Annotated in this window: 18 protein-coding genes, 1 tRNA gene and 2 pseudogenes; 3 read left to right on the top strand and 18 right to left on the bottom strand. The window is 61.2% G+C overall.

Features of this window, described 5'->3' with window-relative positions:
- Positions 1–185: 185 nt before the first annotated feature.
- Positions 186–767, top strand: a complete 582-nt coding sequence (locus tag AQUI_RS0118150) for a nucleotidyltransferase family protein (protein WP_027258761.1) — start codon at positions 186–188, stop codon at positions 765–767.
- Positions 768–869: 102 nt separating this feature from the next.
- Here the strand turns inward: AQUI_RS0118150 and AQUI_RS0118145 are convergent, their stop codons facing one another.
- The 11 genes from AQUI_RS0118145 to AQUI_RS0118090 all read right to left on the bottom strand — a co-directional run bounded on the left by AQUI_RS0118145 (position 870) and on the right by AQUI_RS0118090 (position 15,626).
- Positions 870–3,104, bottom strand: a complete 2,235-nt coding sequence (locus AQUI_RS0118145; protein WP_027258760.1) for a Hint domain-containing protein — start codon at positions 3,102–3,104, stop codon at positions 870–872.
- Positions 3,105–3,935: 831 nt separating this feature from the next.
- On the bottom strand, positions 3,936–4,643 hold the full coding sequence (locus AQUI_RS0118140) for an IS6 family transposase (protein WP_027258759.1): 708 nt from the start codon (positions 4,641–4,643) through the stop codon (positions 3,936–3,938).
- 950 nt (positions 4,644–5,593) lie between these two features.
- A tRNA-Ser gene (locus AQUI_RS0118130) sits at positions 5,594–5,683 on the bottom strand.
- A 79-nt stretch (positions 5,684–5,762) separates the two neighbouring features.
- The gene (locus AQUI_RS0118125) at positions 5,763–6,530 is read right to left on the bottom strand and encodes an alanyl-tRNA editing protein (protein WP_425411825.1); all 768 of its coding nucleotides are present in this window, start codon (positions 6,528–6,530) and stop codon (positions 5,763–5,765) included.
- Complete coding sequence (locus AQUI_RS0118120; RefSeq protein WP_027258756.1) at positions 6,475–8,943, bottom strand: DUF3772 domain-containing protein; 2,469 nt, start codon at positions 8,941–8,943, stop codon at positions 6,475–6,477. Before AQUI_RS0118120 ends, AQUI_RS0118125 begins: the two co-directional genes overlap by 56 nt.
- Complete coding sequence (locus AQUI_RS0118115) at positions 8,940–9,974, bottom strand: cysteine synthase A (RefSeq protein WP_027258755.1); 1,035 nt, start codon at positions 9,972–9,974, stop codon at positions 8,940–8,942. Before AQUI_RS0118115 ends, AQUI_RS0118120 begins: the two co-directional genes overlap by 4 nt.
- A 68-nt stretch (positions 9,975–10,042) precedes the next feature.
- A complete protein-coding gene (locus AQUI_RS0118110) occupies positions 10,043–11,167 on the bottom strand; it encodes an NUDIX domain-containing protein (RefSeq protein ID WP_027258754.1) in 1,125 nt (374 codons plus the stop codon).
- Between the two features lie 29 nt (positions 11,168–11,196).
- Entirely contained in the window at positions 11,197–11,637 is a 441-nt protein-coding gene (locus AQUI_RS0118105) for a TrgA family protein (RefSeq protein ID WP_027258753.1), read from the bottom strand.
- A gap of 30 nt (positions 11,638–11,667) precedes the next feature.
- Positions 11,668–12,873, bottom strand: coding sequence for an SAM-dependent methyltransferase (locus tag AQUI_RS0118100; RefSeq protein ID WP_027258752.1), 1,206 nt, complete (start codon positions 12,871–12,873; stop codon positions 11,668–11,670).
- A gap of 80 nt (positions 12,874–12,953) precedes the next feature.
- Positions 12,954–14,378, bottom strand: a complete 1,425-nt coding sequence (locus AQUI_RS0118095) for a cryptochrome/photolyase family protein (RefSeq protein ID WP_027258751.1) — start codon at positions 14,376–14,378, stop codon at positions 12,954–12,956.
- A 24-nt stretch (positions 14,379–14,402) separates the two neighbouring features.
- Entirely contained in the window at positions 14,403–15,626 is a 1,224-nt protein-coding gene (locus AQUI_RS0118090) for an aminotransferase class V-fold PLP-dependent enzyme (RefSeq protein WP_027258750.1), read from the bottom strand.
- Positions 15,627–15,864: 238 nt separating this feature from the next.
- On the opposite strand from AQUI_RS0118090, the gene AQUI_RS0118085 reads away from it, so the two are divergent.
- A complete protein-coding gene (locus tag AQUI_RS0118085) occupies positions 15,865–16,245 on the top strand; it encodes a VOC family protein (protein WP_027258749.1) in 381 nt (126 codons plus the stop codon).
- 56 nt (positions 16,246–16,301) lie between these two features.
- On the opposite strand, the pseudogene AQUI_RS28405 reads toward AQUI_RS0118085, so the two are convergent.
- From AQUI_RS28405 to AQUI_RS0118060, 5 genes and pseudogenes are all read right to left on the bottom strand, one after another.
- Positions 16,302–17,707 (bottom strand): annotated as a pseudogene (locus AQUI_RS28405) (BCCT family transporter).
- 334 nt (positions 17,708–18,041) lie between these two features.
- On the bottom strand, positions 18,042–19,034 hold the full coding sequence (gene acuI / locus AQUI_RS0118075; protein WP_027258748.1) for an acryloyl-CoA reductase: 993 nt from the start codon (positions 19,032–19,034) through the stop codon (positions 18,042–18,044).
- Between the two features lie 103 nt (positions 19,035–19,137).
- Entirely contained in the window at positions 19,138–20,232 is a 1,095-nt protein-coding gene (locus AQUI_RS0118070; RefSeq protein ID WP_027258747.1) for a dimethylsulfoniopropionate demethylase, read from the bottom strand.
- A gap of 87 nt (positions 20,233–20,319) precedes the next feature.
- On the bottom strand, positions 20,320–20,961 hold the full coding sequence (locus AQUI_RS28400; RefSeq protein WP_084294455.1) for a DUF1326 domain-containing protein: 642 nt from the start codon (positions 20,959–20,961) through the stop codon (positions 20,320–20,322).
- Positions 20,962–20,965: 4 nt separating this feature from the next.
- Positions 20,966–21,757 (bottom strand): DUF2182 domain-containing protein, encoded by a 792-nt coding sequence (locus AQUI_RS0118060; protein WP_027258746.1) that lies wholly within the window; start codon positions 21,755–21,757, stop codon positions 20,966–20,968.
- Between the two features lie 112 nt (positions 21,758–21,869).
- Here AQUI_RS0118060 and AQUI_RS0118055 point away from each other — a divergent pair, with 112 nt between their 5' ends.
- Positions 21,870–22,598: a FadR/GntR family transcriptional regulator gene (locus tag AQUI_RS0118055; RefSeq protein WP_027258745.1), complete on the top strand. Its 729-nt coding sequence runs from the start codon at positions 21,870–21,872 to the stop codon at positions 22,596–22,598.
- 15 nt (positions 22,599–22,613) lie between these two features.
- Here AQUI_RS0118055 and AQUI_RS30890 read toward each other — a convergent pair whose 3' ends face one another.
- Positions 22,614–23,066 carry a hypothetical protein gene (locus tag AQUI_RS30890; protein ID WP_156916871.1) on the bottom strand — a complete coding sequence of 151 codons (453 nt, stop codon included), beginning with the start codon at positions 23,064–23,066 and terminating at the stop codon, positions 22,614–22,616.
- A gap of 14 nt (positions 23,067–23,080) precedes the next feature.
- A pseudogene (locus AQUI_RS28390) lies at positions 23,081–24,146 on the bottom strand (IS30 family transposase).
- Positions 24,147–24,376: the final 230 nt, after the last annotated feature.

Below are 24,376 nucleotides of genomic sequence, written 5' to 3'. Positions count from 1 at the left end.
ACGGTGACATGACGGCACTCCCGCAACGTATACGTCAGCACCTGCAACCGAATGTTTCGCGCGCGAAACATTCGGTCAACCTTACTGACCATTGCGGCTTTCGCTGGCCCCCGCTCTTCATCTTTGCAAAAATACTCCCGCCGGAGGCATCCGCCATTGCCGCCAAGAACCAAGGACGGGGTTGCATGACCGCCATCGCCATTCTCCTGCTCGCCGCCGGCGCCTCATCCCGGATGCAAGGCCGCGACAAGCTGATGGAGGATGTGGACGGCCAGCCTCTGCTTGCCCTGATGTGCCGCCGGGCGGCGCTTACCGGTTTGCCAGTGTTCGTGACTTTGCCCAGCAAAGCGCACCCCCGCGCAGCCGCCACCGGCAGCGCAATCCCGGTCCCGGTTCCTGACGCGGCTGAGGGCATGGCCGCCTCGATCCGCCAGGGAATCGCAGCATTGCCTGAACAGGCCAAGGCCGTGATGATCCTGCCCGCTGACATGCCGGAAGTTACGGCTGAGGACATGCTGCGTCTCGCCGCGCATTTCCGCGGGGAGGACAGCCCGGTCCTGCGTGCCGCGTCGGAGGACGGCACCCAAGGCCACCCGGTGCTGTTTCCGCGCCGCTGCTTTGCTGCCCTGAAATCCCTTAGCGGCGACCAGGGCGCCCGCAGCGTCCTGAAATCCGAACCGCTGCAACTGGTGCCCCTGCCAAAGTCCCATGCTCTGACCGATCTGGACACGCCCGAAGACTGGGCAAACTGGCGCAGCCCGCACTGACCAGCGCCCCCCCGTCAAATGCAGAGAAGGCAGGGCACAAGGCCCTGCCTTCCTGCGCTTTGCTCTTCTCTGCCGTTTCCCCCAAAACAGCAGCAGCATTTCTCAATGCACGAGCAGATGCGCCTCGTGTTTCCGCAAGGACCGGCGGGCCGCGGAATAGGCGGCCCGGCCCTTCTCTGATTTAAGATCGGGGAACAGCTCGAACAGTTCATTGCGCTGTGCATTGTCCAGCCCGCGCAAGGACTGATCGCCCGGCTGAAAGCTCTCGGTCCAGGCGCCATCGGACAACACCACTTCGTGCTGATCAAACATAAAGTGGATATAGGTCACGCTGGTGGTCTCCACCGCGTCAACGCCCGCCAGCCCGGTCAGGTGCTTGGCAGCCACCAGCACCTCGCGGTCCTCGAAGTAGAGCGCGGTCTTGTCGTTGGCGACCAGCACCCTGTGGTTCGGGCTGACCATCATATCGCGTTCGGGCAGGCCATTGCCCAGTGCGCCCTGGCGGATCAGAACCGGCTGCAGATGCGCGGAAGATTTCAGGTCGCCGGCTTCCAGTGACCGGGTCCCGATCCAGCGGATCTCCTGAATGCCGTTGTCGCGGGTGATCACCCGGTCGCCAGCCTGCAGATCCTCGACCCCGCGTTCCCCCATCGGGGTGGCAATCAGCGTGCCGGGCGTGAAACAGGGAATGATCTGCTCTATCTCGCCAAACGTCATGGAGCCGGTCACTGCCCCGTCGCCATCGAGGAAGTTAACGGTGCCGGAGATGCTGTTGCCGTCTGCATCGACGGTGACACCGCTGAGCTCGAACGGGCCGGTTCCGGTCAGATCCAGCGTGTCGAAGTCGTCGCCGCCCGAGCCGCCGTCAACTTCGTCGCCGGCATTGCCGCCCAGGAAAGTATCGCGCCCGGCACCGCCCGACAGGGTATCGGCCCCCTGGCCTCCGGTGATCAGGTCATTGCCTGCCCCGCCGCGGACGATATCGTCATCAATACCGGCATCAATGGTGTCATGCCCGGAGCCGCCGGAAATGTCGTCATCGTCGTCCTGGCCAAAGATCAGGTCATTGCCCGAACCGCCATCAATGGTGTCCATGCCGTTGGTCGGGTCCGGATCCGCTGGGCGGCCGTCACTGCCGTCATCTGTAATGTTCAACCCATCCGGGAAACCCGGGTTCAACCCGCCATAGATGGTGTCGCTGCCGCCGCCGCCCAGCAGACTGTCGGAGCCTTCACCGCCGGTCAGAACGTCTGCATTGGAGCCGCCGTCGATAGTGTCATCGTCGATGCCGCCATCAATCACGTCCATGCCCGAGCCGCCGTCGATCAGGTCGGCGTCATCCCCAGTAGAGATGGTGTCATTGCCGGCGCCGCCCAGAACGGTATCGCGGTCGTCGAACGGATCAGCATCCGCCGGGATGAAGGGAATGTCGGGGTCAGTGCCGGTGTAGCCCGTAAAGCCGCGGTCCGGCAGCGGAATGCCGCTGTCCTTGGACGTGTCGATCACATCATCGCCGTCGCCGCCATCAACCGAATCGGAGCCATCGCCGCCGTCGATGGTGTCGTCGCCGCCGCCGCCAAGAATGGTGTCATCACCCTCGCCGCCGGTCAGGCTGTCGTCGCCCGGCACAACCGGGTCGGCCGGATCGGAAGAATAGTCGAAATGAGCATTGTCGAGCGTCGTGCCCGAGGTGCCCAGGTCAACGATCAGCTTGACGTCGTTGAAGTCCCTGTCGCCCAGGTTGCGAATATCCTCAAAGCCCAGCTGAACGGAGCCATCCGGGAATTCAAATATCCCTTTGGTGTGGTCCAGCCCGTCCGGGTTCAGATCTGCGTTGCCGCCATAGCCGGAAGAGTAAAATGTGCCATGCGGGCTGATGATGCCGACGCCGACAACCGCGCCTTCGGGCGCATCATAGCTATAGGTCTCGCCGACGTCCGCATTTGCATTCTGCGACAGCATCACAACGTTGCTGATCTCGCCGGTTGACGGATCGATGGTGTAGGCAAAGACCTTGTTCTGGAAGGCCGCGCTGGTCGAGGAAATGGTGATTTTGACAGGTTCATTTGTGCCGGAAACGCCATCGCCCAGGATCAGATCATCGCCGCTGCCGCCATCAACAGTATCATCGCCGGAGCCGGCATAGATGCTGTCGTTGCCGCTGCCTGCGATGATAACATCATCATCCGGCCCCGCCGCCGGGTCGGTGGCATCCGCGTTATCAACCATGTCGCCTTCCGGATCGCCGGTGTAGGCCGCATTGATCAGGTCATCCCCCGAGGTGCCCTCAACAATTCCGTTCAAGTCCGCATTCGGCATATCGGTACTCTTCGCCATCACTCTCTCCTCACCGGTCTGGCCCCAAGCCAATCGTTCGGGCCAGCCGGACAGCCGCACAGCCATGCGGAACTCCGCAGTCAAAACACCAGCCCAAGCGGAGAGAGGGCCAGAACGCGCAAACGCTCTGGAGTGCACGCCGGAACAGCGCACAGCCGATAAGCAAAAGCTCTCAGATCAGTGGTGTGCAGGCATCAGCAGCACAGGGACTTAAACTAAATTTTAGCAGTCCACCACAGTTCAGCAGCTCGCAGAACTCGCCCCCCAATGGGCTAGAACATGCATACGTTAGGCACCCCCGGCCACAAAGCCAAAAAATTGCCTAAAAATCCCCCCATTGCGTCATTCGGGCCAAGCGGGAGGGCATAAACCGGTGCTGGACTGGGTTGATTGTTTCGAAAATCAGATGCAATCAGCGGTTCAAACTTGCACATCCCGCACAAAATTCCCGCACCTGTTGCTTGAGCGGGGCGGATTTGATGCCAGATCCGAAACAAGGGCAAAATGCGGCGATACCGCCGGCTTTCCGCTCCCCCCGCAAGCTGCCGTGAGGGAAATGGCGTGGATTTGATTTCAATCCTTGCAGTTTGCAAAGTTTGTTTCTCAATGCGGCAGGAATGCCGGGCAGGTCTTTCGAATCAGGCTGCCTATGCCAAAGGCCGCTGCAACCGTGCGGGAAAGTAAATAACACTGAAGAGTTTATTCAATCCGCCGGCATTTGTCCGCTGACAGGCCTGCCCTTGATGCCATATCCGCCACCGCAACGCGCTCTTCACTGGGTACTGGCAGACAAATGCGAACCAGTCTCCACAAGGACAGTAACGCTGCCCTTTATGCCGCGCCGAGTTGGCGCCACTCGGCGAGAGCAGCGGAGCGATTAAGCTTGAAATTTTCTCGGGAGTAGAGGCTGCGCTCCGAATTGAACAGGTTGTAGACCGAGGCATGGACGGCGGCAAATTTCTGCAAACTACGCATTCGCCGGAAACGCAGCATCGCCCTCTCTCGTCGTCGGAACGGCAGGTGCGAATTCTCGGCCCGATTGTTCAGCCAGCGGCCGGTTTCCTGCAGACTTGAGGCACCTATTTCCTTCAATGCTGCACCGTAGGACCGGAACTTATCAGTCACGATAATCTGGGGCCGGCCATGGCGTTTCATTGATTTCCTTAAGAATTTCAGCGCCGCCTTCTTGTCACGCTTCCTTGTGACTAAGCTTTCCAGGACCTCACCTTCGTGGTCGACGGCCCGCCACAAGTAATGGCGTTCGCCATTGATCTTCACGAACATCTCGTCCAGGTGCCACTTCCAGCCCGAGTAGGAGCGAAGGTTTTCAACACGTTTCCTGCGGATCTCGGCCGCAAATTTCGGCCCGAAGCGCTGCCACCAGAACCGCACGGTTTCATGGCTCACTTCAATACCGCGCTCGTGCAGGAGATCCTCGACATTCCGAAGCGACAGCGGAAACCGGATATACATCATCACCGCCAGGCGGATGATCTCGGGGCTGGTTTTGAAGTACCGAAAGGGGCTGCGCTTGGTCATGGCCAAACGCTACGAAACCGCCCAACCCGCCTCAAGTTGTTTTCTTCTGACAGTGGCGTCTGGCTACACGTGTTGAGGTCCACGCCGCCGGTCTGGAACTCCTCCTGCCCGGCCACCTGCTGCGCCGCTTACGGCCGCAGCTTGGGCCGGGCGAAGCCGCGGAGCCAGATCCGGCAGACCCGTCACAGATGCGTCTTGTGCTTCCTGTACGAATGCACACCCGTGGCGGCAGGACCGAATTCACCGGCGCTCCGGCAGATTCCCTCCGGCCTGATCCTGTGCTGATCCGGGCCTTGCGTTGCGCCCACGCGATGCTCACTTTCGATCGCTTTGGATCCCCAGCCCTATCCACGGCGCCTGGCACGCCCTACCGCCGCCGCCTCATCCGCCTCGCTTTCCTGGCACCAGACATCCAGCGCGCCATTCTCGAGGGCCGCCAGCCTCCAAGTCTGACACTCGCCGCGCTTATGAAACACGACCTGCCACTTTACTGGCCGGAACAGCGCAGGGTCTGCGGCCTGCCAGCACCCGTCTGAACCGCATCCACTCCGCCCGCCTGCGCACCCCGGAACACCTGTTATGTCGAAAAAATCACCTGTTATTGCGCTTTAACAGGCCTGTTTTGACATTTAACAGGCCTGTTCTGTCGACAAACAGGAAACCGGGACAGGACCCTCGTAACAACCTGTTATCATGACGGAATTCCCGTACGCTCACGGCCAGATGCCCGTTCGACGCCTGTTTTCAGGCTGAATCTGAAAGAAATTCTCTGTTAATGACCATACTCACCTGCCCCTCTGACATGCGGAGACCGGCGCACAAAGCGCGGCCTGAATGCGCCGGAGACGTGCGCAAGAAATTAGAAATGATTGGGAAAGACGCCTGAAAACCGGCCTGTTCCGGCAGGTTGCAACAGCAGCCGCAAAGTAGAGACAGTTCGCAAGGGTGGATGGCGGAGAGACAGGGATTCGAACCCTGGAGACGGTTTCCCGCCTACACACTTTCCAGGCGTGCGCCTTCGACCACTCGGCCACCTCTCCGTGAGGGGGCTTTTGAAGGATCACAGGGGGAATTGCAAGGGCCGAAATGGTAAAAAAGCACTCCGGCCCGCATTCTTTTTTAAGTCTCCAGATGGAGATAGACGCGGCGGTTCTGCTTGCCCTTTTTCTCCACCTTTCCAAGGCGGATTTTGCCGATTTCAGCGGTGCGTTTGACATGGGTGCCGCCGCAGGGCTGCAGATCAATCTGCTCGTCAGCGGTGCCGATGCGGACAAGGCGCACATGCCCTGCCCCGCGCGGCGGCGAGACGGACATGGTTTTTACCAGCTGCGGATTGGCGTCGAGTTCGGCATCGGTGATCCAATCCTCGCTCACCTCCAGATCGCGGTCGATCAGCGCCTGCAACTGGTCCTGCAGCGCCTGTTTGTCCACGGGCGCCTCAGGCATGTTGAAATCCAGACGCCCTTTTTCCGCGCTTATAGAGCCGCCGGTCACCTCCAGCGGGATCACCACCGACAGCAGGTGCAGTGCGGTGTGGACCCGCATGTGGCCATAGCGACGATCCCAGTCGAGCACTTGGGTGACCGTCGTGCCCTCGTCAGGCAATTGTTCCCCTTCATGCGGCACCAGCACAATTGCATCGCCCTCACCCTTGACGGTGGTGGCGATGGTGCATTGGCCGTCGCCCCACAAAAGCTGGCCGCTGTCGCCGGGCTGGCCGCCGCCGGTGGCGTAAAACAGAGAGCGGTCCAGGATCAGCCCGCCCTGTTCCGTGCGGGCCAGGACCATCGCTTCGGTCATCCGTGCATAGGCGTCATTGCGGAACAATGGTTCACTTGTCGGCATCGGCATCTCCATCAGCATCTTCTTGGGGGTCCTGCTGGACATCCGCCAGATCCGGCTTCAGCGGAGCAGACGCGGGAGCGGCGGCAGGTGCGGAAGCGGGAGCTGTGGCAGAGGCCGCCGGTTTTGACGGGGTCAGTGCCTCGGGGTTACGGATCCAGATATCGCGCTGCATGAAGGGGATCTCGATCCCTTCTTCGTCGAACCGTTTGGAAATCTCGTAATTCATGTCGGATTTCACCGACAGAACCCAGTTCACATCGCGCAGGATTGCCCGGATCTCGAAATCCAGGCTGTCGGCGCCAAAGCCCTGGAACACCACGCTGGGCGCCGGGTTAAGCAACACCATCGGATGCGCCTTGGCGACCTCGTTCAGGATCGCCTCGACCTTGCGCGGGTCGGTGCCATAGGCGACACCTACCGGCACGATCACCCGGCCCACGGTGTTTCCGCGGGTGTAGTTGGTGACGGTGCCCGAGATCAGGTCAGAGTTCGGCACGATCACGTCAGAGCGGTCGAAGGTCTCGATCCGGGTAGAGCGGACGGAAATATCGCGCACGTAGCCCATCAGCCCGCCGACCTCGATCCAGTCGCCTTTGGAGATCGGGCGTTCGATCAGCAGGATAATGCCGGAGACGAAGTTCGACACGATAGTCTGCAAGCCAAAGCCGATGCCGACCGACAGCGCGCCTGCGACGATGGCAAGCGACGACAGGTCCAGCCCGGCCATCGAGATTGCCACCACCGCTGACAGGAAGATGCCGACATAACCAAGGCCGGAGGTGATCGCATTCTGGCCGCCCGGGTCGATCTTGGTCTTGGGCAGCAGAGAATTGCGCAATGAACCCTGGATCAGACGGGTCAGCGCATAGCCGGCGGCAAAGACGATGGCAAAGGTCAGGAAGGCGGTTGGAGAGATCTTTGTGTCGCCGATCTGGAACCCTTCCAGGAACTGCGACCACAGTTCGGTCAGGTCGGCGATCCGCGCACCCCAGATCAGCGCCAGCAGCGGCAAGGCCAGAGCCGCGAGCACAAAGCCGATCATCACCGCAAACAGGGATTCCCGCGCTTCGGACCCTCTGCCGGAGAGCCAGCCGTAGAGATCGCCCAGGAAGCGCTGCAGTACCAGCAGGGCGGCCAGCAGCGCCAGGGTGGACACCGCGGGATAGATCAGCGCCTCGGCCGCGTTGACATAGCCAAAGGCGGCCAGCACCGGCGACACGAACCCCAGCAGATAGATGGCACGGCGCACCAGATTCATGATCCGGTTGGCGCCGGCGGCTATGGCACCGTCCTCATCGGTTTCATCGCCGCTTTGCTGCTGACGGCGCTTGGCGCCGATGCGGTGCAGGCGCAGCAGCACCAGAGCAGCCCCCATGATCAGCGGGAAGCTGGCCACCGCATGGGCCTCAGCCGGGATGCTGTCGATGTTTTCCAGCTGCGACAGCGCGTCCTGCAGCACCAGGATGACCGCCAGGATGTCAACCATCAGCCGGGTCTCGTTCAGCCGCCCTTCCTGCACCGGGACCAGATCGTTTTCGATGCGGCTGGAAAACAGCTGGTTGCCCAGCCAATGGAACGACAGAAGCAGCAGCGCCCAGCCGGGCACATAGTCCAGCAGGATCGAGCCGCGGATGCCGAGCACCCCGGACAGGTCCACTGCTGCGGTCAGGCAGATGATGCCGATAAAGGGCAGGATCACTTCCAGCAACGAGACCACAAAGCCCCAGACACCGCGGCCCGAGCTGCCGAATTGGCGCAGGTAGTCGCCAGCCGCATGGGCCCAGGGCCGGCCGCGGAACACCAACAGCGCCGCAATCAGCAGCAGCAAGAGCAGTGCCGGCAGGCTGTTCTGAACCCGCTCAGCCGTGGTGGCGCTGCCCACTTTGGAGGCGGTTTCGTTCCACAACGAGCTGCCGGAGCGTGTCAGAGAGCGCAATGCCCCTGCCCAGTTTTCCGGATTGAAGGGAGAGGGTCCGCGTTCCAGCAGCCTGCGGGTGCGGCGTTCGCGGATGATCTTGTCAATCTCGGCGATCAGCCCGTTGGCACGGCTGTAGGCCTCTTCCGACACAATGCGCGGGACCTTGAGGTCCTTCAGCTGCTGTTCCAGCGAGCGGCGCAGCTGGGCAATGTCCTCGGGCTCGCTCTCGCCCTCGCCGGGCGCCGGGCCGAGGGCGCCAAGCTGGCCTTCGAGCGTCTGAATACGGTCGCCGTTGCCAGTCCGCGCTTCCAGAAAATTCTGCCGGTAGGAGGTGAGCTCTTTGCGCAGCGCTTCCATAGCGGCGCTGGAGGCCCGTCTGGCGTCAATGACCTCCTCCGCGCGGTTGGCGGTCTTGAGCCAGTCCTGATAGATCGCCCGGGATTCAGCGTTCAACTGAGCCAAGGCAGGCAAAGCGAGGCCGGCCGCAATGGCCAGCCCCAGCAAAGCAGTCCGCAAAGCGGTTATTATGGGTGTCATACGTCCTCAAATACGCCTGGGATAGACGCGGGCGTGTGGGTCATCCACTCCGGCACCGGCAGGTTTTTCTCCCGCAGGAAATCCGGATTGAACAACTTGGACTGGTAGCGGGTGCCATAGTCGCACAGAACGGTGACAATGGTTTTGCCCGGCCCCATCTCCTTGGCCATACGCACGGCGCCGGCAATGTTGATGCCGGAAGAGCCGCCCAGCACCAGGCCTTCCTCGTGCAGCAGATCAAAGACATAAGGCACCGCCTCAGCATCCGGCACCTGGTAGCTGAAGTCCGGCGTGAAGCCTTCCAGGTTCTTGGTGATCCGGCCCTGGCCGATGCCCTCGGTGATGGAGCTGCCTTCGGAGGCCAGCTCACCGGTGGTGTAGAAGGAATAGAGCGCCGCGCCCAGCGGATCGGCAAGACCGATCTTGACGCCCTTGGGCTGCAGCGCGTCGGCGACGCCCGCCAGGGTGCCACCAGAGCCGACCGCGCAGACAAAGCCATCGACTTTGCCGCCGGTCTGTTCCCAGATTTCTGGGCCGGTGGTTTCCACATGGGCCTGACGGTTGGCCACGTTGTCGAACTGGTTGGCCCAGATCGCGCCGTTCGGTTCCGTCTTGGCCAGTTTTTCCGCCAGACGCTGGGAATAGCGCACATAGTTGTTGGGATTGCGGTATGGGGCCGCGGGAACCTGGACCAACTGGGCACCTGCCAGGCGCAGCATGTCCTTTTTTTCTTCCGATTGGGTTTCCGGGATCACGATCACCGTCTTGAAACCCATGGAGGCGCCGACCAGCGCCAGGCCGATGCCGGTGTTGCCGGCCGTGCCTTCAACAATGGTGCCGCCGGGCTTCAGATCGCCGCGGGCAATGGCATCCTTGATGATATAGAGCGCGGCACGGTCCTTGACCGACTGGCCCGGATTCATGAATTCCGCCTTGCCCATGATCTCGCAGCCGGTCTCTTCACTGACGCGGTTCAGGCGGATAAGAGGAGTGTGGCCGATGGCATCAGCCAGATCGCGTGCAATGCGCATGGTATCCCTTTCGATCGTTCCCCCAAGGTGTATCCAAGCGGTCCGGTGTTCACAAGACGCGAAGCGGGTCAGTCCGCAGCGTTGCGCAGCCGGGCGCGGTGGCGTGCCAACCACAGCGCCGCGGTGACCAGAGGCATGTCCTGATAGATCTGTCCATCCACCCCCAGCATCAGCTCGTCAAAGCTGAGGATCTTGCTGCGGATGTCCTCGCCCTCACCGGCAACACCACCGCCGCCATAGATGTCAGAAAGGTCTGATATACCGATGAAAACATGAATGAATTCCGCCAGTGCGCCACTGGAAGGATAGACCTGCGCCACCGGTTCCAGCCGCTGGACAGTGACGCCCGCCTCCTCCTGCGCCTCGCGGATCGCGGTTTCCCCGGCCGTCTCGCCGGGGTCGATCACGCCTGCGACCGGCTCCCACATCCAGGGGTTCGCTTCGCCCATAATGAAGGGCGGTGCGCGGAATTGCTCCACCAGCAGCACCTGATCGCGGATCGGGTCATATGGCAGCAGCACCGCTGCATGGCCCGCCATGGCGGCAGAGCGTTCCATGACCGGGCTAAGACTGCCATCAAACAGGCGGAACTGCAGGTTCATTTCCTCCATCGCGAAGAAATTCAGGTAGGCGCGGTTGTGGCTGTGGACAATCACGTCTTTGGAAAGGTCACGCACCCCGTCACCGGGCCGCGCCTGCGCTTCCAGCCAGGCGGCGGCGCGGCGGCGGACCGAAGGGAAGCAGCGGGCCACTTCATCAGCGGTCATGCGGCCATGATATGACATCACCTCTTCGGCGGCCCGCAGGGACAGCGCCCCCCATTTCCGCACCCAGGCCGCCAGATCCCAGGGCTCAGCGGTTTGCCACAGGCCCGGTTCGGGAAAGTAAACCTCTGCCGGGGCGGTGCTGCCATCCTCCAGCTGAACCGAAACAGGTTTCAGCGCATAGCCAAAGCCGCCTTCATAAAAGTTGAGCGCATCCAGATCTGCGGGGGACAGGCCCTGTACCAGAACGCCGTCAGCCGTGGCGCCCTCGCGGGCTTCGATCGCCGGGAATGGCTGGCCAACCACCTGATAGACACCATGGCCGGACAATATTGCGCCCTGCGCTTGCAGCGCCGCACCGCTGCGGCTCAGCACCAGTTCAAGCAAAGGAATATGGCGCAGCGTGCCAAAGAAAAAGAGATCAGCCACGGATTACAACCTGTTGTTAAAAAGACGTTTCAGCGCCAGCGGCGGGAGGCATTCTCGGTCGCGAGACCGGCAAGAACCCCGCCCACGGCCAATGGCACCAGCACAGTTGGCACAGCGATAACAAAGAAATACTCCAGTGCAATCACAAAGATCTGGGACAGGGCCTCAAACGGGCCGCCATAGCGGTGGCGCATGGCCAAGCGGAACATCTCCCAGGTGCCTTGAATGAACAGCGCCCACAACACCATGACCACCATGCCCGTCAGGCCATTGTTTATGCCGGGAACCAGCCCGCGACCTGCGCGTTTGCCCATGAAGATCCAGCCGCTCAGCAGCCCCAGCGCCACATTCACATGCACGAAATAGCCGAAATCGGTGCCCTCGGGCATCAGCGGCATCACCAGAAATGAGACAATAAAAGCCAATAAAGCCAAACAAAAGGCAGCGGTCAGTCGGGCTCCGGTGGGCATGTCTGGTTACAATCCGTGCGGCCAGTTCAGTCAGCGATGCGCAACTGTAATCTGCGTCACGTCGCAATTGCCAGTCTTAAAGGCCGCCGCGCAGGAAGTGAGGTAAAAGTTCCACATCTTGCGGAAGCGGTCATCAAACCCCATGCGGGCGATCTGATCCCAGCGGGCGTTGAAGGTATCGTGCCAGCGCCGCAAGGTCTGGTCGTAGCTGTCGCCGAACTCAATCGAGCGGACAACGCCCAGACCTGCCTGTTCGACCTGATCGCGCAGGATATTCGGCGATGGCAGCATACCGCCGGGGAAGATGTGTTTCTGGATGAAGTCGACGCCTTTGCGGTAAATCTCCCAGCGGCGGTCGGCGACGGTGATGATCTGCAGCGTGGCCCTGCCGCCGGGTTTCAGCCGGTCGTGAACGGTGCTGAAATACGCAGGCCAGTATTTTTCGCCCACGGCCTCGAACATCTCGATCGAGGCGATGCCGTCGAACGTGCCGCGGCAGTCGCGGTAGTCTTGAAGGCGCAGGTCCACCAGACCGGAAAGACCGGCCTTTTCCATGCGTTGACGGGCAAAATTCAACTGCTCCTTGCTGATCGTCAGCCCGGTGACTTTCAGCCCCCTTTGACCGGCGGCGTATTCGGCAAAGCCGCCCCAGCCGCAGCCGATCTCCAGCACATGATCGCCGGGTTGCACACCCATCTGGTCCACCATAGAGGCATATTTGGCGGTCTGCGCTTTTTCCAGGCTGTCCTGGCCGCTGCGGAACAGGGCGCTGGAATAGGTCATCGTATCATCCAGCCACAGCCCGTAAAAATCATTGCCCAGGTCGTAGTGATAGGAGATGTTCTTTTGCGCCTGTTTGCGGTGATTGCGGTGCAGCCAGAAGCGGAAACGTTCATAGGCGCGTGCCAGTCCCTGGCCCGGGAACCCGTCATAGACGGTGTTGGCCCCCATATGCACCAGATCCATAAAGCCCTGCAGGTCCGAGGTGCTCCACCAGCCTTCCAGATAGGCGTCGGCAAAGCCAAGATCGCCCTCGCGGATCAGCCGGGCAAAACAGTCGGGATTGCGGATGTGCAAGTCGGCAGCAGGGCCGGGATTGCGCCCGTTAGCGGAAAATATGCGCCCGTCCGGCAGGTGGATATCCAGCTGCCCGACCTCCATGGCCTTCACTTTGGCAAACACCGCAGCAAAGTAGCGCGGCAGGTTTTTCTGGCCCTCAACGGACGTGAGCTTCATTCGCTTCCCCCTGTGAGACACGGACTGGCTACAAGGAAAAAGCTAGGCCGCGGGGGACCTTCCGGCAAGAAAACTATGCGTTAGCGGTCTTCACGCGCATCGTGATAGGCCGCGAGTGCACGGTCGCGCCCCTCTTTCAGGCTAATGACCGGCTCTGCGCGGGGAGTGTCCGTTGAAAGGTTCCAGGACAGCGGCGCGGCGTCGAAAAAGTCCAGCGCGGATTGCGGTGCGTTGCCTTGCCCCTCGGCAATCCAGCGTCGCGTGTAGGTGCCTGATGGGTCGAATTTTTCCAGCTGACCGCTGGGGTTGAAGACACGGAAGAAAGGAGCTGCATCAGGGCCGGAACCTGCAACCCACTGCCAGCCCATGGCGTTGGATGCCGGGTCCCAGTCCACCAGCGCCTCCGCAAACCAGTCCATCCCGATTTTCCAATGTGCCATCAAATGCTTGGTGAGGAAACTTGCCACAATCATCCGGGCCCGGTTGTGCATCTTTCCGGTTACATACAGCTCCCGCATGGCGGCATCGATGAAATCGTACCCGGTCTGCCCGCGCTGCCAGGCCAGCACCTGCGGGGTGATGTCCTGCACCCAAGCGAAGGCCTGCCATTCGTCGCGCCAGCTGCTCGTCAGCATATGCGGCGAGTGGTACATCAGGTGATAGGCGAACTCGCGCCAGGCGATCTCTTTCAGAAAATGTTCCGCACCCTGGCTGCCGCGCTCCATCGCCGCGCGGCCCAGGTGCCACATGCGGTGCGGGCTGATTTCCCCCCAGGCGAGGTTTTCCGACAGGCCGGAGGTGGCGTCCTCGCCCGGATAATCGCGGCGTTCTTTATATACATCCACAGTGTCTTCGAGAAATCCATCCAGACGGTTCAGCGCGGCGTCTTCGCCCACACGGCAGTAGCTGGCCACCACATCCGCACCGCGGTGCATGGCGGCGCCCATATCCCAGGCAGTGAGATCTTCGCTGACGGGCCAGTTTTCCGGTGCTGGCAGCGTGGCGGGTGCCGCCAGCAGGCTGGTGACGCTGCGGCCCCGCACGGCCTTCCAAAACGGGGTGTAGACCTTGTACATGCCTCCGGTCTTGGTCTCGACCGTCCAGGGTTCAAACAACAACCGCCCGCCGTGAGACTTAGCCGCGATCCCCTGCGCCGCGAGCCGCTGTTTGATATCCGTGTCGCGGGCGATGGCCTGCGGATCATACAGGCGGGACCAATGCACGGCCCCTGCTCCGGTTTCACGGATCAGCTGTTGCAGCACGTCCAGCGCTCTGCCCCGGCGCAAGATCAGGCGGGAGCCGACCTTGGCCAGCTCCTGTGCGAAACGCTCCAGCCCCAGCCCTAGGCGAAATTTAGGCGCCGCGCCCAGCGCCGCGTCCTGTTCGTCCAGAACGTAGACCGGCAGGACAGCGCTGCCCCCTGCCAAGGCAGCCATCAGTGCCGGATTGTCGCACAAGCGGAGATCCCGCCGGATCCACCAGATCGCCAGAGGACGGCTGCTCATAATTGGCTTCCCTTCCTGGGTTGGCTACAATACCCGATCCAAGGCCTCGATCAGTTTGGCGACCTCGGCCTGGGATGTGTAATGGGTGAAGCTCATACGCAGCACGCCTTCGTTTGGATCAATGCCCATCGCGGAAAGGGCGCGCACCGCGTAGAAATCACCGCCGCCGGCCATAATGCCATATTCCGACAGCGCCGCGGCAACCGGCTCAGCCGGACGGTTCAGGGCAATGGCAACGGTGGGCGCGCGGGTTTGTGCGGTTGCGGGCCCGAGCAAGCGCACATCGTTGCGGTCCTTAACCGCATCCAGCAGCGGCTGCAGCAGGGTGATTTCATGCTGACGCATCAGGTCGTGGACAAAGGCGCCGGTTTCGGCCGCGGTGCCCGCGTGGCCATGTTGGACCGCCAATGCCTCGAAATAATCCGCCATGCCGGCCGAGGCCGCCACCTGTGCATGGTCCGGGCCTGCCGGGGTGAACCGTTTATAGAGTGTGTCCGCATTGAAGTAATGCGCCTGGTTTGGCAGCAGCGCGCCCAGCGCCTTGCGGATCACCATGATGCCCTGATGGGGGCCATAGGTCTTGTAGGCGGAAAACAGATAGATATCGGCGCCCAGATCATCCACGTTCGGCAGCCCGTGCGGCGCATATGAAACCCCGTCAACACAGACAAAGGCACCGGCGGCATGGGCTAGGGCTGTGATCTCGGGCACCGGGTTGATCTCGCCCACCACGTTGGAACAATGGGGGAAACAGACCAGGCGGACGTTTTCGTCCAGCAGGCTTTCCAGTTGCGCCACGTCCAGATGTCCGGTCTGCGGGTCGATCTGCCATTCGCGAATCTCGATCCCCTCCTCGGCCAGACGGCGCCAAGGGCCGGTGTTGGCTTCGTGGTCCTGGTTGGTGACGATGATCGCCTCGCCGGGCTTCATGAATTTGCGAAATGCCTGGGCCAGCACATAGGTGTTCTGGGTGGTCGAGGGGCCAAAGCTCAGCTCTTCGGTTGCCACGCCCATCAGCGCTGCCAAACGAGCACGGGCTTCGTCCATTTCGCCGCCGCCCAGGCGGGAGGCCTTATAAGGCGCATAGGGCTGCACCTTGCGCTGGGTATAGAACCGGGTCAGCCGGTCAATCACCTGGCGGCAGGCATAGGAGCCGCCCGCATTTTCAAAAAACGCCTGGTTCTGAAGGCTGGGTTCGGCAAAGGCCGGGAATTGGGCCCGGACAAAATCAATATCCAATGCGGTCATTTCTGTCTCCTCTTTCGCCTTGCTGTCCTGTTGCACTCCGCAGTTTGCTGCGGTTCCGGCAAGGCCGTGCTCCCGCACAAGGATTGAGGGAACACAGACAGCCCTGCAAGCCGGAATTCCTGATCGGGACGGCAGGTAAGAAAATCAATTGCACCGGAGGCTCCAGACAGGAAGCTGATGCCAGAAACTGGCAGGAGCACCTGTCATGCTGACCACAGGCAAACACGGAGGATTTGATATGGCCTATACCCCCAAGGATTTCCTGGTCTGGGGCGAGCTGCCCGTCAGCGACTTGGACGCGGCAGTGACGTTTTATTCCAAGGTGACCGGTGCCGATTTGAGCATCGATACCAGCGGTCCCAACCCGATGGCAATGTTCAAGCCTGCGGATCAGGCAACCGGCGTTGCCCTGCATCTGTATCCCGGAAAGCCGGCAGGCGACGGACGCGGACCGACATTGCATCTGACCGCTGAGGGCGAGTTGGAAGATGTCATGGAGAGGGTCACGGATGCCGGCGGCAAAGTGGTCTCCCCCACTATCGAGATCCCGCCCGGGCGGTTCTTCTATGCCACCGACCCGGATGGGAACTCGGTGGGTTTCTTCAAATACAATGACTGACACGCAAAGAAGGCCCCGGGAAAGCTCCGGGGTCTTTTGTTTGTCCCGGACGCACCCTAGCGCGCTTCGGCCTGCAGCCCGCGGAAAATTGCCCAGCACATCGTCAACACCACCGCAGTAAAGGGCAGACCGGTGGATATCACCATGGCCTGCAACGCCTCCAGACCGCCGCCCAGCAGCAGCACGATAGCCATAGCGCCCTCGAAGATGCACCAGAACACCCGCTGCGGCACTGGTGCATCCACTTTGCCGCCTGCGGTGATAGTATCAATCACCAGCGAACCGGAATCCGACGAGGTGACAACGAACACTACCACCAGAACAATCCCGACAAAGGAGGTGATGCCTGCCAATGGCAGCTCTCCCAGCATCTTGAACAGTTTCAGCTCCAGTGCTGAGTCCTGCGCGCCGGTGAAACCCTCTGTAACCACCTGATGGATTGCGGTGCCGCCAAAAACGCTCATCCTTAGCACGCAGACCATGCTTGGGATCAGCAACACGCAGATGATGAACTCGCGCGCACTGCGGCCGCGGCTGACCTGGGCAATGAACATGCCGACAAAAGGCGACCAACTGATCCACCAAGCCCAGTAAAAGGCGGTCCAGCCCTGGCTGTAGTTCACATCTTCGCGCCCGAAAGGATTGGACAGCGCAGGCAGGTATTCCACATAGGCCGCGAGGCTGAAGTGGAAGCCTGTCAGGATAGCTACCGTCGGGCCGAGCAGCAGTACAAAGATAAGCAGCACAAAGGCCAGTCCCATGTTTATCTCTGACAACACCTTGACGCCGCCATCCAGGCCGCGCAGCACCGGGATCAGCGCCACTGCGGTAGTTGCGGAAATCAGGATCACCTCGGTTGCGGCACCAACCGGTACGCCAAACAGCTCGTTCAGGCCGACGTTGGCCTGGGTTGCGCCGAACCCCAGCGAAGTGGCAAGGCCGAACAGGGTTGCAAAAACCGCCAGGATGTCGATCACATGGCCGGTTCAACCCCAGATCCGTTCACCGAAGATCGGATAGAAGGCTGAGCGGATGGAAAGCGGCAGCCCCTTGTTATAGGTGAACAGCGCCAATGCCAGTGCGACGATGGCGTAGATCGCCCAGGGGTGCAGCCTCCAGCGGAGCCCAGACGCACGCTGCCCCAGGGGGAAACAATCAGAAACAGACAGAACAGGACAATAAAATCTGCTGCCCCGAAGAAGAACCAGTCAAAACCGGCGGTTACTGCTGGGCGCAGCCAGTTGCAGACCGACGCAGCCTGTTCCGGAAGTGCCAGCGCATAAAAGACAAATGCAACGATCACCAGGCCGGAGATCAGGAACATCGGGTTGTGAATATCGACCCCGAACGGGCCGATTTGAGTTTCGAAATTTTCCTGGCCGATCTCATACTCGGTATCGATGATATCCGCCTCGCCCTCCGGTGCAGGGATACCTTGGTTCGTGGTTTCGCCAGCCCTCACGGCCTCCTTCGCTGTAAACTGCGTTTGCGCGTTCTCAAAGAGTCCGGCTGGCCAGCCTTCCCGTGCCACTGGATCTGAAACAGGCGCTGCTGCCGCCTGCGTTGCCTGGCTCAGGCAACCGGCACAGGCTTGCCCCGAGGGCACCGTGAATTTGCAAATCACTCCCTCCCTCCTTCTGTAACAATGCTGGGCGTCCCCGGTGCAAAGAGCTAGCCCCCCTGCTGCCGCGGAACCGCAGAGATGCTCATCGCGGCCGCCGTGTAGCGGCTCCTTGTCACGACAAACGCGCGGCGATGGCCGCGCGTTTTCAGTCCGGGCCTGACGCTGTGGAATGTCAGCCGTTCACATCAACCACAACACGCCCCTTAACTTGCCCCTTGAGGATATCCGCCCCCAGCTGCGGCAGGTCGCTAAGCGCCGCGGGATAGATCATCGCCTCCAGCTTGTCCATCGGCAGATCCTTGGCGACCCGCTCCCAGGCCCGCAGCCGGTTGTCATAAGGCTGCATGACTGAATCGATACCCAATAGGTTCACACCGCGCAGCAGGAAGGGAATGACCGTGGCAGGCAGCCCAGCGCCGCCCGCGAGGCCGACAGCCGACACTGAGGCACCGTATTTCATCTGCCCCAGCACCCGTGCCAGCATGGCGCCGCCCACGGCATCCACGCAGCCCGCCCAGCTTTCGCTTTCCAGCGGGCGCTTGGTGGTCTCATTGATCTCGTCGCGGGGCACGATTTGTGTGGCACCCAGAGATTTCAAATAATCAGCAGTTTCCGGACGCCCCGTGACGCCGGCCACCTCATAGCCGAGGTTCGCCAATATCGCGGTGGCCACCGAGCCGACACCGCCCGCGGCACCGGTGACCAGAACGGGACCATGTCCGGGTTCCAGTCCATGGTCCTCCAGCGCCATCACCGCCAGCATCGCGGTAAAGCCCGCAGTGCCCACTGCCATCGCCTGACGTGTATCCAGTCCTTCAGGCAACGGCACCAGCCAATCGGCGCGCACATTGGTCTTTTGCGAATATCCGCCCCAATGCGCCTCGCCCACGCGCCAGCCGGTCAGCACCACCTTGTCGCCGGGCTTGTAGCGGTCATCAGAGGACGCCTCGACAGTGCCGGCAAAATCGATCCCCGGCACATGCGGGTACTTGCGCACCAGGCCGCCACCCGGACCGATGCACAGGCCGTCCTTGTAGTTCACAGTGGAATACTCCACCGCCACGGTCACTTCTCCTTCGGGCAGATCCTCAAGGCTCAGCTGCTGTACCGCGGCAGATGTCTTGCCGCTGTCTTCGTCCTTGTTCACAACCAGTGCATTGAACATTTCACATTCCCTTTCCTAAAACCTAGCCAGATCCCATGCACATCTGGCCAAAAATATCCCGGGGAAGCCGCGGCTTGCCGGGGCGGGGGCAGCGTCCCCCCTGCTAGCGCCAGAACCTGTCTTGAACCGCCGCAGGCAGCCTCCCTGCCCCGGTCTCCACTTCCATCACCGTGCCCGGTGCCCAATGACTGCGGTCCACCATGCCAATCGCTGCATTCACCCCGAATTCGGGGGAATTAATGGCCGATCCCACCTGCCCCACCTGGCGGCCGTCTGCAAAAAGCGGCCAAGCGTCCAGACAAGGCGGGATCTCTCCGCCGATCACCAGCGGGCGGATCTGACGGGCGGGACCGTTTTCCGCCTGTTCTGCCAGTGCGGCCCTGCCGATATAGTCTTCGGGCGAATTGCAGAACTTGCCCAGTCCGCATTCATAAGGCGTGTTGTCGCGGTTCATGTCGTTGCCGTAACTCAGCAGCCCGCTTTCGATGCGTTCGATGGTGTTCGGGCAGCCCGCACGGACGTGCATGTCCTCTCCGGCTTCAAACAATGCATTCCAAAGGGGCATGCCCAGATCTGCCCCTTGCACATAGATCTCAAAGCCGCCCTGCTTGGACCAGCCGGAGCGCGCCACCACCAGCTCGACGCCCTGGAACGCCAGACGCTTGTAGCGGAAGAAGCGGATATCCCGCACCGCATCGCCAAACACCCGCGCCATCAGATCATCGGCCTTGGGTCCCTGTACAGCCAGCGGTGAGACGTCGGGTTCCACGATCTCGACATCAAAGCCCTTGGCAATGGCGATCCCCAGCACGAACTGCAGCAAGTCGCCATCGGCCAGCGACAGCCAATAGTGATCCGCCGCCAGTTTGACCGCCACCGGATCGTTCAGCATGCCGCCATTGTGGTCCACCGTCGGCACATAATAGCACTGATCGTCCGCCATCCGGTTCATGTCGCGCGGGCTGATCAGTTTCATCAGCCGCAGCGCGTCCGGACCCTTGATGCTGACCTGCCGTTCGCAGGACACATCCCAGACCTGCACATTCTCCTTCAGATGCGCGCAGTCGTATTCAAGACTTTCAAACACCGTCGCCAGCAGCATGTGGTTGTAGACAGTGTATCCCTTGACGCCTGCGGCCTCGACCCCCTGGGAAAAGGGTGTGCGCCGGATGCGGCGGGACGGAAAGATGTTCGCCAAACTCAAGTCTCCATATGAGCGTTACACAGTTCAGATGCATAAGACCCGCACCAGGCAGCCCGCTTGCTGCCCGGCGCGGGAGCATTTCTATTTGGAACCAGACCAGTCGATGGGGCAGATTTCAGCGGATTTGCCGCCAAAGTCCCAAACCCGGCCATAGTCGCGCACACGCGATTTGAGACCCGTTGCCGCTATGATGTCCGGCCCCATCCAGTATTTGGAATTGGTGATCATCACCGGGTGATCCTCGCTGGCGCCGTCGATCATCTCGATCTCGCCCTGGATTTTACGGCCGATCTTGATCACCCGGCGCTTGCCGTCGCGTTCGATCAGCACCTGGGTGCGCTCGGCGCCGATGATCTCGCTCACCAGCATGGTGAACAGCCCGGTGGTGCCACCCGCCTGGCCGCTGAAAATCTGCAGCAGGCCATCATACGCCTTGTCCGAGGCGGTGTCGTCGACATAGGCCGCGACCTTCCAATTGCCTTCGCCCATGCGGCCGGGGATATCCACCAGCAAGCCGACGTTCAGGCCCGCCAGGCTCTCACCCTCGAAATGGCCTTCGTCAATGGCGATGCCCATCCAGGCGTGGCAATGGCCCTCGGTCGGCGGATGCGCGCCCAGTGATACCACGCAGGGGCAGAAAACTTCGCAAGAGCAGTTCAGAAACAGCTCACCCTTGACCGCCCAATCTGCGGGCGTGATCTGCGGACGCTGATAAGAAGCCATTTGGTTATCCTCCAACAAGAACTGGATAGGCGATCACCGCGATCCCCCCGGCGGCAAGCGCCCCTCCCAGTGGTTTCATGATCCGGTGGCCGACCTGCGGAAGCTTTTCGAGCACCATGAAGACCGTGGCCAAACCCATCCACAGCAGGCTCATCACACCGGCGGCAAAGCCCAGCGCCATGAAGCCCCAGCAGCAGCCGGCGCAATAGGCCCCCAGCCCTGCGCCCATCTGCAACCCGCCACCAAATCCGGTTTTCCAGCGGGTCAGGAAATAGGTCATCGGACTGTGGCAGACACCGTGGCACAGCGCCTTGGCACGGGTGAACTGGTATAGGCCGACGGCAATCAGCAGACCGGCGGCAAAGAAGCGGGACTTGGCAATGCCCAGCATGTCGATCGCCCCGGCAAACAGCAGCACCAGCTGCAGCCCTGCGATTGCGGCCGCGAACAGAACCCAGACCAGCAGGTACCCCAGCAGCACCCCCAGCCAGCCGGCGCGGGAGCCGTTGGCGCTGGAGATCAGATCCTCATAGCTGCGCAGAGTTGGCACCATGGTCGGCAGCATCATTGCCGCCATCATGATCGCCCACATGGCAAAGACCGGGCCAAAGGCGGCCATCGGCATGTGCATGTCCATGCGCGGATCCATGTTGCGCATTGCCTCGGCCATCGGGCCGGGACGGCCGATCAGATCCAGCCCCATGCCGGTGCTCATGGAATACATCATCCACCAGGACACCAGAATGGCGGCAAAGAACCCAAGCCACAGAACGTTGCGCATGGATGATCCGAGCATTGTTTTCTCCCGACTCACGCCTTGCAATTTAAATGTCAGACTTTTAAATGTCAGACAAATGGTTTTTTTTGCCGGGGCACCTCCGGCGTAGCGCTGCGTCAAGGCCCTGAGCATGAAGATTGACCCCAACAGTTCCGCCGATCTTTCGGTTCAGATAGCGCAGGCGATCAAGGATGCCATTATCTCGGGCGCGCTGATCGTGGATGAGCGGCTGCCATCCGAAAGCGAATTGTCGGATCAATTTAAGGTCTCCCGCTCCACTGTGCGGGAAGCGCTGAAGCGGCTGGCGGCGCAATCGCTGATCCGCACCCAGCGCGGCGCGTCCGGCGGAGCCTTTGTCAACCGCTTGAGCTTTGAGGACGCCTATTCGCAGCAAATCACCACCTCGACCCTGCTGCTGAGCATGAACGCAGTGAGTTTTGATACCGCCTGCGAGGCGCGCTATGCGCTGGAGCGGGCCTGTGCGCCGTTATCGGCAGCACGGCGCAGCGCCGATCACCTGGCGACCATGCGGGCGGAGATCTTCCGCCAGGGCCAGCCCGGGCTGACCGATGTCGCCTTTTGCGCTTCTGACGTGGCGTTTCACCGGGCGCTGGTGGACGGGGCCGGCAATCCGGTGCTGTCCTACCAGCTGGCCGGTGCGGTTGAGGCGATGCAGCCCTTGATGAACATGATCACCTTTACCGCCCGTGACCGCGAAGTGATCACCGGCCTTCACACCAGAATTGCGGACGCCATCGAGACAGGAGACGGCAGCGCCGCCGCTGCAGGCCTGCAAGATCTGGAAAGCGAAACACGCAAGCTGGCGTCAGATGTGTTTGCCGCCCGGGCGCAGGCGTAGGCTCTCAAACCATTGTTAACCATGACCGCGAAAACTGCCGGTCATGGTCAAACCCGGATCCGCCCTCTCACCCGACATCTGGCTGCGCGATGTTTTGCCTGCAAGGCGGTTCAGAACGGCCAGGTTGTCCGCCGCAAGCTCCGCGACATCGAACGCTATGCAGGAATGGAAGCCTTCCTGGCTGAGGTTCGCGACCGCGGGTTTCAGGCCGTTCAAAATCGCGAGCAGGTGATTATCTTCTGCAACAACGCTCCGGTCCGCAAATTGGTGTGATGCTGACGTTTTCCGGCGCGGAAAACGGCTAAAAATCCTGCGAGGATTTTTTGGCCGGGTCAGGTTGAGGCGGACGCCGGTTTTCCGCGCCGGAAAACTGGCCGGAATCCTCGCAGGTTTCCGGTTTCCCCTTTGCAACCGGAAGGAAGCAGACTTTACAGCCTCTGTTCCCTTGTGGAACTCTGCGAGCGACACCTGAACCGCGGCACCTATTGCCTCTGAGGGTTGGGGGAGCGGCCCAGTTCTTCCATCATTTTCTCTCTGAAGACCTCCGCGGGCGTCTTCCACCCAAGGCATTTGCGGGGCGTGTTGTTAAGACGGTCGCAAATTACTTTCATGTCGTGATCTGAGAGCTGCCGGATATCGTGCTTCCGCGGGAGCCATCGCCGGGCCCGCCGGTTGGTGTTCTCAACCGTGCCCTATTGCCAAGGCAAGGAGGGGTCGCAAAACCAAGTCTGCGTACCGGTCTGTGCTTGCAGATGCGGCCAGGACACGAATTCGGTGCCGCGGTCGAAAGTGATGGATTTGCGGGCAGCCAGAGGCAAGTCGCTGCTTGCTTTCATGATCTTGCCCCTCTCGGCAGATGGCTTCGCAATCGCCTGACGGGCAAGGCATAACCGGTTTGATACGCTTGTCCGGGTTCTTTAAGAGAACCGTGAAGCGGCTGACGCATTCAACCATTGAGGTCGCGCTGGACTGTCCAAGGCTTTGTTTGACCAGCATAAGATCTGCTTCCCAGTGGCCGGATTGACGCCTGTGCGCTACGGCGCCGGGCCGGAACAGGATACTGGCATCACGATGGAATTTTGCCTTCTGGCGCTTGCGGGCCCGCCTCGGCCTGCGGGCCGTACGGTGGGCAGGCAGATACCACCAAAGCTCCTGCGCCATACCTTCCTTGGAATGGATGTAGCGGTAGATGGTTTCCTGGCAGACCCGCAGCCTGGCGCCTTCATGGATCATCCGGNTGCCGATCTGTTCTGGCATCCNGCCATTCTTCAGCCGCTCGACGACACGGCGGCACAACTCCGGATGACGGATCAGCTTGCGTTGCCTCGCGCGCCGGCCGGCCGCCATCAGCTGGGCTGCGGCGCCATAACAGCCATCACATTTCGGCAGGCANGGATCCGAGAAATGGTTCCGCTTCAACTCCCGGAATACCGTCGATCTGCAGCGCCCGAGGGCACGCGCCATCTCGTTCACAGGGACCTTCGCATGCCTCCAGCGTTCAATCTTGCGTCGTTCCGCGATACTCAGCTGGCTGTAAACAGCTCCCATTTCGTTTCCTCTCGTCAGGCAACATACTGTTTTCTAACAAGAGTCGCAGTTGGGGTAGCGCGCGCCCATTCAAGATCCCGATTGAAGCGCAGTTGCCGAACTGAAACAGGTTCGCCAGCGGCTCCAACTCAGGAAAATGTCCAATAGGAAGAGCGCGAAGTGAACTGCCGCTCGGTTTGTGACAGCGGCCGGCAATCCGAAGGATAAGATCCTTGGCCGGACGGCTTGGC

Source organism: Leisingera aquimarina DSM 24565, from assembly GCF_000473165.1.
Taxonomy (GTDB): Bacteria; Pseudomonadota; Alphaproteobacteria; order Rhodobacterales; family Rhodobacteraceae; genus Leisingera; species Leisingera aquimarina.
Note: the sequence above shows the minus strand (reverse complement) of the source record. Positions and strands in the feature narration are given on the sequence as shown.